Below are 9,555 nucleotides of genomic sequence, written 5' to 3' on the forward strand. Positions count from 1 at the left end.
CGACAGCGCCGGCTATCACCGCACGCTTGAGGGCTGCCCGGGAAAGCGGTTGACGCATGGTGGATGCACTCCAGTTCCTGAAGATCTTGTCCGACGTGGTCACTGCCGGAACGGGAAAAGAGTGACATGCACATGTGAATCATAAGATTCAATAGTATGACCGTGTATCAAGACTCAACTGCTGATACTTCACCATCAGTTCATCAGAGACTCCTCGCAAGCCATCGAGTAACCGAGAGGTCCGTCCTTGCCCTGTCGCGCCGACGGGAGGGGCGGAAGCAGCACGCCTCCGGTGGACTCGATGTACTGACCGCAGATCTCGGTCATCGGGCGCCGACGGCACCCCGGAAAGCAGGGTCGTGGCGGGGCCGTACGGCGAACTCCTCACGGACGCGGGCCTACGGGTGCACGCGGCGGCCACTGTCCACACGTCGCCCGCCGGACCGGGGACCTCACGTCTCCCGAGTCCGGCGGGCAGCCGACCGCACGCCCGGCGGTGCAGGTCGGTTCACGCGTTGTCAGAAGGAACCGACTGCCACGTCTTCCCGCACATGTGAGGACCGGCCGCCGGACTGCGGCCGGTCCACGGCAGTACGGTCAGGGCGTGAGCGCCGGCCGCCACTGCTGGTTGGCCCCGCCACCCGCGGGCCAGGCGATGACCGCGTCGCCCTGCGTGGTGGAGGCACCGGTCACATCGGCCGCGTATCCCGTCGCGCGGTTGATCAGGGCGTAGTAGCCGCCCGGCCGGTACGCGAACCTCCACTGCTGGGCGCTCGCGCCGGTGTACGTGGCCTGGTCGAGTCGGGTGCCCTTGGCCGCGTCCGGCGATCGGAGAGCCTTGCCGCTCTTCTCGTTGACCAGCTCGAAGTACCCCGAGCCGACCGACACCGCACGCCAGTCCTGGTTGCTGTCCGCGCAGAGATAGGTGCACAGGGTCCCCTTGTAGGGCCATTGGTCGACGGTGCCGCCGTCCGAGGTGGACCCGCCGGTGACCTCCATGGCCAGTCCGCTGTTGCGGTTGGTCAGTTGGTACGTGGCGCCGTCCACAGGGGCCGCGACCAGGGTCCATTCCTGGTTGTCCCCACCGTTGGCGGTCCATTGGACGACCGGTGCCCCGTCAGTGGTCGATCCGCCGGAGACGTCGGCGACCAGGCCGGCCTTGCGCCCGTAGAGCTGGTAGGCGCCGTCTCCGTCAGGCCGCAGCTGCCACTGTTGGTGGGTGCCGCCGTTGGCGCTCCACTGCTGCAGCTGGACACCCTGGCGCGTGGCGGCGTCGGGTACGTCGAGCACCTTGCCGGAGCCGATGCCGGTGAGAGTCAGCCAGCCGGCCTGGTTGCCGGTCAGTGTCCACTGCTGCGCGCCGGAGGACGTGTACGGGGACTGCACGATCCTGCCCGTGGAGTCGGCCGTCAGCGCCATGCCGCTCTTCTTGTTCACGACGGCGTAGGCGTTCGGTGCCGTCGGGGTGCCGATCGAGGTGATCGAGAGGTTGTCGAAGTCCTCGGTCTGGTATCCGGCCACTCCCAGCCCCGCCAGTCCGGCGGAGTACGAGGTGTCGGTGACACTGCCGACCGAACTGCCGTCGATCTTCGCGGTGATGGTCGATCCCTGGAACGAGAGGGCCAGTCGGTGCCAGCTCTTGGTGCCGAGTGCCGTGGTGGTGCCCGACTTCAACGTCGTCTGCTTGCCGTCGGTGTCGTTCTTGACGATGGACCAGGCGCCGGTGTCGTCCGCCTGCAGGTAGTAGCGGGCCATCTTGTCCTTGTCACCGGTGGTCCGGCCGGCCCGTCCGATCACCTGCACCGCGCCGGCCTGTTCGAGACAGGCGTCGACGCTCACGGTGTAGTCGGTCCAGCCGAGACTGCCGACCAGCGTGAAGGGCGTGGTGCCCGGCGCCCACACGATCGGTTTGGTGGGTGCCATCTGGCGTACGCACTGCCCGGACCGGCCGTCGGGGCAGGCGACGGTCTCGAAGGCGCCCTGTTGCTGGGCCAGATACTGCGGCTCGTGGCCCGGGGTGTCGGACTCGAAGCCGTTGCTGTACGGCAGAGCGAGGGGTGCCTGCGGCGGACTGGCCGCGGTGCCCTTGCCGGTGGTGGACAGCGTGGTGAACGAGTAGACGCGCCCCGGCTGCAGGGTGGCGGTGAACGAGCCGCCGCTCGGCGTGATGTCGGGCTGCTCGGCCCAGTAGTCGGAGGGATCCGTCGAGGAGAAGTCGCTGGCCCGCACATGGACCTTCGCCGATGCGGGGAGGCCGCCGGTGATGGTGAAGGTGACGTCGCGGGGGGCCGTGGCGTCGAGGGTCTCGGCGACGACGCTGTAGGCGCTGTGGTCTGGTGCCTGGTAGGTGACGTAGGAGCCGTTGGCCCGGTTTCCGCCGAGGTACCCGGAGGCCGAGTCGACGAACTTCCAGCCCGGCGAGGTCACCTGCGTGGTGTGCGCGGTCGCCCACACCGACCTGCCCAGGTCGTACCACCCGGACCAGGGCTCGTCGGCGTGGATCAGCCCAGCGGTGGGGTACGGCTCGTTGCGGTACGTCGAGGCGACGATCGGCCAGTTGATGAAGGCCGTCATGCGCCCGTCCAGATACTCCCGGTTGACGGCCCGGGCGATGGCCGCGCCCCCGCTGTCGTAGTCACTTGCACCGCTCTCGCTGGCCCAGAGCGTCTTGCCGGTGGCGGTCGCGTTCGACGACGTCGAGCAGCTGGTCATGGGGCTCTGGAAGCCGCACGGGTAGTGCGCTCCCACGATGTCCACGCCGGCGGCGAAATCCGGGTCGTTCACCATGTCGTCGGCGATCTTCCAGCCGACCAGGTCGCCCCCGACGACCTTCGTGGGGTACCCCGCGGCGCGCAGTGCCTTGTGCAGGTCCTCGTAGAACGTCTTGCCGTAGTCGCGTTCGTTCTGGCTGCCGGAGAGGTAGTCGACCGTCAGACGGTGCTTGGTCGCACAGCCCATCCAGTCCATCAGGTAGTCGACCGTGGCGGTGGAGTTGAAGGTGCCCAGGTAGCCGGGGGCGCCCCAGGCCAGCGCGGCGATCTTGATGTCGGGGTTGCGGGCCTTGGCCTGCTCCATCAGCCACCACTCGTAACCGCGGTCGCAGTCGAGGTCACCGGCCGCGTGCGAGTGGCTGGACTCGGCGCCCGAGGTCGAGTCGGTGTCCCCGCCGATCTCCACCTTGAGGATCTGCAGGGAGGCGCCGTATCCGGGCCTGAACAGGTAGTCGAGGATCTGGCCGCGCTGCGGCTCGGGGTAGTCGATCAGCAGTCGGCTGTTGCCGCCGCCGCCACTGATCGCCCCGACGCCGTCGAAGGTCTTGCCCGTGGCGGTGCCGTCGATCGTGACGGTGTCGGACGCCGCGTGCGCCTGGGTCGGGCCGACGGCCGCGCCGGCCAACGCCGTCGCCGCGGTGAGTGCCAGGGCGGCCACGGTCGACGACCACCGGCTGTGGGGGTGCGGTCTGTGAGAAGGCACTGTACGTCGCCTTTCGGCAGTGGGGGTGAGGCGCTGCACCGGCCGTGCCCGTCCCTCGGCCGGCGGAGCAGCCGACCGACTCGTCCTGACGGCTCGCCAGATCCCGTCCAGATGTTGGATTGTGTGTACTTTCGACAGGCACCGTAGAGGCTGCCATGGAACCCGTCAACGGTCCGCACGAACCCGGGCCACACAAGGCCTCGCCTCATACCTCCCATGTTGGTCCGCCTTCGATGGTCCGCTCTGGGCAACTAGCCGGGTTTGGCAAGAGTTTCGCCCAGGGTCTGGACAACACACCCACCCATGACTCTTAATCCATCCGATGTATCAGCCAGCCGCATCCGCCCCGCACACACTGCGAACTCAGGCCGCCAGGTCGCACAGCCACGATCAGAAACCACCATCACCACGCTTGCTGACTGAAACCGAACAGGAGGAAACGCGTGCCGAAATCGATCTCACGCCGCACGGTCCTCGCCGGCGCGGCCGCCATGACCGTGGCCGCCACCGTGGGCACCCTCGCGACGAGCGCACCCGCATACGCGGCGTCCGCCGACCCACTGCCGCTGCCGCCGCTGCGCGTTCCGAAGACCGACATGGGCCTGGAACAGCAACCGGACGACAAGATCCGGTGGCTGCAGGACGCCAAGCTGGGCATGTTCATCCACTGGGGTGTCTATTCCGGCCCCGCCCACGGCGAGTGGTGGATGCACAACGCCCCGATCACGCCGGCCGACTACCAGAAGTACCTGACCGACGCCACGAGCGAGCAGTTCACCGCGGACGCCTTCGCCCCCGCCGACTGGGCGCAGCTGGCGAAGGACTTCGGGGCCCGGTACACGACGCTGACGACCCGTCACCACGACGGTTTCGCACTGTGGCCGCTGAACCACCCGAACAGCTGGAACTCCGGCCAGGCGCCGCTGAAGAAGGACTTCGTCAAGGACTACGTGGCGGCCGTACGGGCGGCCGGGCTCAGGGTCGGCCTGTACTACTCGCCGATCGACTGGCGCTACCCCGGCTACTACGACGTCCGCGGCACCAACTGCGCGAAGAACCCCTGGAACTACACCACCGACCCCGCACACAAGGAGAACGCGCGGATCATGAAGACGGAGGTGTACGAGTCCGTCAAGGAACTCGTCACCCAGTACGGCACGATCGACGACCTGTGGTGGGACGGCGGCTGGATCGCGGAGCAGGGCAGCGACGCGGACGGCGCGTTCTTCTGGGAACCGGGCCTCTTCCGCGACCCGTCCAACGACTGGCCGGTGGACTCCGTCTACGGCGAGACCGACGCCGACGGCAAGCCGCTGGGCCTGATGGGCATGGTCCGCAAGCACCAGCCCGACATCGTCGCCACCTCGCGCTCCGGCTGGATCGGTGACTACGCCAGCGAGGAGGGCCCCTCGGTGCCCTCGGGAGCCATCAGGACGGGGCTCAGCGAGAAGGTCTTCACCGTCGGCAGCTCCTGGGGCTACAACTCCGACGGCAACGTGATGGGTTACGGCACCGCGATGGACATCCTGGTCAACTCCTGGGTGCGGAACATCACCGTGATGGTCAACGTCGGCCCGGACCGGCACGGCACCGTCTCCACGGGCCAGGCGAACCTGCTGCGGCAGATCGGCACCTTCATGACCGCCTGCGGCGACTCCGTCTACGGCACCCGAGGTGGCCCGTGGAACCCGGTCGACGGCAAGTACGGCTTCACCTACAAGGACAGCACCTTCTACATCCATCTGCTGCCCGGTTACAGCGGCACCTCCTTCACCACCCCGTCCGTCGGGGACGCCCAGGTCGGCAAGGTCTTCGACGTGCGCTCCGGCAGCAGCCTCCCGTACACCGTCGGCGGCGACGGCCGGGTCACGGTCAGCGGCATCGACCGCACCACCCACCCGCAGGACAGCGTCGTCGGGGTCATCCTGGACAGGTCGGTGCAGCCGGGCGACATCGCCGCGGGGAAGGCCGCCACCGCCGACAGCGAGGAGACCTCGAAGGGCAACACCGCCGCCAAGGCCGTCGACGGCTCCACCGCCACGCGCTGGTGTGCCGACGACTCCTCCACCGGTCACTGGCTCAAGGTCGACCTCGGCTCGACGCGGTCCCTGACCGGAACCCGTATCGCCTGGGAGAAGGACGGCACCAACTACCGGTACCTGATCGAGGGTTCCACCGACAACACCACCTGGACCACCCTGGCCGACCGCACGGCCACCACCGGCACCGGCCAGGTGCAGGTCGCCCAGTTCCGTACCCAGGCGCGGTATGTGCGCGTCACCGTCACCGGGCTCCCGTCCGGCGTCTGGGCCTCGCTGCGCAACCTGGAGGTGTACGACCGACCCTTCATCGCCGACCTCGGTACTTGCAGGCTGGTCAACCGCAGGAGCGGCAAGGTGCTGGACGTGAGTGGTGCCTCGGCCTCCGACGGCGCCCCCGTCGTCCAGTGGCCGTGGACCGGGGGCACCAACCAGCAGTGGAAGCTGCTGCCGAGCGCCGACGGCTCCTACCGGCTGGCGAACGTCAAGAGCGGCAAACTCCTGGAGAGTCCGGGCGGCTCCGCCCAGGGCACGGCCCTGGACCAGTGGACCGACAACGGCGGCGACAACCAGGGCTGGAAGCTGGTCCCCTCCCCCGCCGGCGGCTACTACCGGCTCACCAACGTCCGTACCGGATGGTGCGCCGACGTGCAGAACGCCTCCACCGCGGACGGCGCCCCGGTCATCCAGTGGCCGACCACCGGCGGAGCCAACCAGGACTGGCAGATCGTCACCCTGTGAACGGCGGCCGGGCACGCCCGTCTCCCGCCAACCTCCCTGCCCCGACCCGAGAGCCGTAAGCACCGCAAGGACCGTGTCCCGCCCTCACCGGCGGTCCGTCGGTCCAGAACACCGAGAGAGCCGAGGAGCCGCGCACCACACCCCCAGGTCAAGACCGTCCGAACAACACCTCAGACGGCCAGCGGTCCTCGCCGTCCTGCTCCTGGCGCTCGCACTGCTCGCCGGGCGCACCCACCCCGGCCCACGCGGCGCCGAGCACCGCGATAACGGTGGACGGCGGCAGTCCGGGCCGTACCTTCGACGGCATCGGGGCGATCAGCGGAGGCGGCGGCAACAGCGCCCTGCTGCGAGACTACCCCGCCGCCCAGCAGAGCCAGATCCTCGACTACCTCTTCAAACCCGGCTACGGCGCCGACCTGCAGATCCTCAAGGTGGAGATCGGCGGCGACACCAACTCCACCGACGGCGCCGAGGCCAGCATCGAGCACTCCAAGGGCACCGTCGACTGCGACTCCGGCTACGAGTGGTGGCTGATGGAGCAGGCCAGGGCCCGGAACCCCGGCATCAGGTTCTACGGCCTGTCCGGGGTGCGCCGGGCTGGATCGGCAACGGCGACTTCTACTCCCAGGACATGATCGACTATCTGATGTCCTGGCTGGGCTGCGCCAAACAGCACGGCCTGTCCGTCGACTACATCGGCGGCTGGAACGAGCGCGACTACAACGCCTCCTGGTACGAAAGCCTGAAGTCGGCGCTGAACTGGGGCGGTTACGGCTCCACCAAGCTGGTCGGCGGCGACCAGTTCGGGTGGGGCATCGCCGGAGACATGAAGAAGGACAGCGCCCTGAACTCGGCCGTCGACATCGCCGGGGTCCACTACCCCTGCGGCTACCTGACGGCGATGACCTGCTGCTCTTCCTCCTCCGACGCGCAGTCGCTCGGCAAACCGGTCTGGGCCAGTGAGAACGGCTCGCAGGACGCGGAGACCGGTGCGGCCCCGGCCGCCCGCGCCATCAACCGCGGCTACATCGACGCGAAGATGACCGCCTACATCAACTGGCCGGTGGTCGCCTCCCTCTACCAGAACCTCGCTTTCGGCAGCGACGGCCTGATCACCGCCAACCAGCCGTGGTCCGGCGCCTACACGGTGGGCCGCACCACCTGGGCCATCGCCCAGACCACGCAGTTCACCTCGCCCGGGTGGAAGTACCTGGACACCGCCACCGGTTACCTCGGAGGCGGCCGGGGCAACGGCAGCTACGTCAGCTACGCGGCGCCCGACAAGAGCGCCTGGAGCACCGTCTTCGAGACCATGGACGCCACCGCGTCGCAGACGGTCACCCTGAACGTCGCCGGCGGTCTGCCCGGCGGCACCCTGCACGCGTGGTCCACCGACCTCTCACAGCAGGGCAAGGCCACCCCGCGCATGGTGCACGACAGCGACCTGACCGCCACCGGCGGCACCCACACCCTCACGCTGGCGCCGGGCCGCCTCTACACGGTGACCACCACCACCGGCCAGGGCGCGGGCACCGCGACCTCCCCCAGCGCACCCGCCTCGCGCTCCCCTACTCGGACTCCTTCTCCGGTTACGGCGCGGGCCGGGAGGCGAAGTACTTCACCACCATGAACGGCGCCTCCCAGGCGGCCTCCTGCGGTGGCGGCCGCAGCGGTGCGTGCCTGCGTCAGATGGCGCCCACCACGCCGATCCGCTGGACCGACGAACCGGGCAACCAGCCCGCGACGATCATGGGTGACCTGGGCTGGAGCGACTACACCGTCAGCTCCGACGTGCTGCTGGAGAAGAGCGGCAGCGCCGCCGAGATCCTCGGCCGGGTCGGCACCCAGAAGACCAACAACAACGGGCAGAACGCCTACCACCTGCGGCTCTCCGACACCGGCGACTGGTCCCTGCTCAAGTCGGACCTGTCGTGGAAGTGGACGACGCTGGCGAGTGGCACGGTGACCGCCCCGGGCACCGGCACCTGGCACAACCTGTCCCTGGGCTTCCAGGGCTCCACCATCACCGCCAGGATCGACGGCACCACGGTCGGCACGGTCACCGACGGCAGCTACGGCGGCGGCGAGGTCGGCGTCGGCACGGCGGGCTACTACCCCGTGCAGTACTCCCACCTGTCCATCACGCCGGGCACCGTGGCCGACCTCTCCGGCACCTACAGGATCGTCAGCGCGAAGAGCGGCCTGGCCCTGGACGCCGCGGGGACCGGGACCGCCGACGGCACCCCGATCGACCAGTGGACCTACAACGGCGGGACCAACCAGCAGTGGAAGCTGGCCCTCAACAGCGCCAGCTACTACATGGTCACCGGAGTCGGGAGCGGCAAGGCCCTGGACATCCCCAACGCCACCACCTGGCCCGGCACCGGGCTCCAGCTGTGGACGCCCAACGGCGGCGCCCACCAGCAGTGGCTGATCGCCCCGGCGGACAACGGCACCTACACCCTCCAGTCCCGTTCCCAGGGCTACCTGCTCGACGTCGCCGGCGGCTCCGGGAACAACGGTGCCGCGGTCGACCAGTGGACCTACAACGGCAACACCAACCAGCAGTGGAACCTCGTGAAGATCGGCTGACCGGATCCGCGGGGCGGGCGTCGGGGACACCACCACGCAGGTGGGTCCCCGCGTCACCGTGCGGCGGGCCCGCCCGTGCGCAGACCGTCGAGAAAGTACTCAAGGTGCCGGCGCCACCCCTCGTCCGGCTCCCCGTCGCGTATCAGTGCCGCGATCGACCGGAAGAGACGGTAGAGGTCGTCCCGGGTGAGATCGTGGCGCAGCACACCGGAGGCCTGCGCCGCGCGCATGAGGTCGTCGCCGACGACGAGGTTGTCGTCGCAGATCGCCCGCAGCCGGGGAGCGTCCGCGTAGCGGCGGGCCACAACGTCGTTGAACGCCCGGTCGGCGGCCTGCATCTCGCAGGTCCCCCAGACGAAGGCGGCGAACCTGGCCCACGGACCGTCCGCCTGGTCGACGAGCCCGGCCAGCGCGACGAGCCGCTGCGCCGCCACGTCCGCGACGGCCTGGTCGATCAGCTCGGCCCGGCTGCCGAACCGGTTGTAGAGGGTGCCGATGCTGACCCCCGCCCTGCGGGCGATGTCCTCCAGGGGCGTCTCAAGGCCCTCCCTGAGGAAGATCTCCCGGGCCGCGTCGCGCAGCTTCTCCACGTTGCGGCGGGCGTCCGCGCGCAGCCGGGGCGAGGGTGGGTCCTCGTTCGTCCGCGTGCCGTCACGTCGGCCTGTCATGCGCCCTCCTCCGGAACTCGGCGCGCCCGCGTCGGTCGGCC

The 9,555-nt window shown here is 69.3% G+C and carries 6 protein-coding genes; 4 read left to right on the forward strand and 2 right to left on the reverse strand.

All coding sequences use genetic code 11. The features are described 5' to 3' along the window. Window positions 1-597 precede the first annotated feature (597 nt). Entirely contained in the window at window positions 598-3,429 is a 2,832-nt protein-coding gene (locus ABZ880_RS54200; RefSeq protein WP_361279357.1) for an RICIN domain-containing protein, read from the reverse strand. 488 nt (window positions 3,430-3,917) lie between these two features. Between ABZ880_RS54200 and ABZ880_RS54205 the strand changes: the two genes are divergently transcribed. The 4 genes from ABZ880_RS54205 to ABZ880_RS54220 all read left to right on the forward strand — a co-directional run bounded on the left by ABZ880_RS54205 (window position 3,918) and on the right by ABZ880_RS54220 (window position 8,846). Then, window positions 3,918-6,254: an alpha-L-fucosidase gene (locus ABZ880_RS54205; RefSeq protein WP_361279359.1), complete on the forward strand. Its 2,337-nt coding sequence runs from the start codon at window positions 3,918-3,920 to the stop codon at window positions 6,252-6,254. A gap of 269 nt (window positions 6,255-6,523) precedes the next feature. After that, window positions 6,524-6,889, forward strand: coding sequence for a hypothetical protein (locus tag ABZ880_RS54210; RefSeq protein ID WP_361279362.1), 366 nt, complete (start codon window positions 6,524-6,526; stop codon window positions 6,887-6,889). Beyond that, window positions 6,886-7,884 carry a hypothetical protein gene (locus tag ABZ880_RS54215; RefSeq protein WP_361279364.1) on the forward strand — a complete coding sequence of 333 codons (999 nt, stop codon included), beginning with the start codon at window positions 6,886-6,888 and terminating at the stop codon, window positions 7,882-7,884. Before ABZ880_RS54210 ends, ABZ880_RS54215 begins: the two co-directional genes overlap by 4 nt. Further along, on the forward strand, window positions 7,881-8,846 hold the full coding sequence (locus ABZ880_RS54220; RefSeq protein WP_361279366.1) for an RICIN domain-containing protein: 966 nt from the start codon (window positions 7,881-7,883) through the stop codon (window positions 8,844-8,846). The genes ABZ880_RS54215 and ABZ880_RS54220 overlap by 4 nt, the downstream gene beginning before the upstream one ends. 53 nt (window positions 8,847-8,899) lie before the next feature. Here ABZ880_RS54220 and ABZ880_RS54225 read toward each other — a convergent pair whose 3' ends face one another. After that, the gene (locus ABZ880_RS54225) at window positions 8,900-9,514 is read right to left on the reverse strand and encodes a helix-turn-helix domain-containing protein (protein ID WP_361279368.1); all 615 of its coding nucleotides are present in this window, start codon (window positions 9,512-9,514) and stop codon (window positions 8,900-8,902) included. Window positions 9,515-9,555: the final 41 nt, after the last annotated feature.

This window comes from Streptomyces sp. NPDC047043 (genome assembly GCF_040644055.1).
Taxonomy (GTDB): domain Bacteria; phylum Actinomycetota; class Actinomycetes; order Streptomycetales; family Streptomycetaceae; genus Streptomyces.

Coding starts and splice junctions, on each gene's coding strand:
- ABZ880_RS54225 (WP_361279368.1), bottom strand. CDS start 9,514: ATGACAGGCCGACGTGACGGCACGCGGACGAACGAGGACCCACCCTCG.
- ABZ880_RS54215 (WP_361279364.1), top strand. CDS start 6,886: ATGATCGACTATCTGATGTCCTGGCTGGGCTGCGCCAAACAGCACGGC.
- ABZ880_RS54220 (WP_361279366.1), top strand. CDS start 7,881: ATGAACGGCGCCTCCCAGGCGGCCTCCTGCGGTGGCGGCCGCAGCGGT.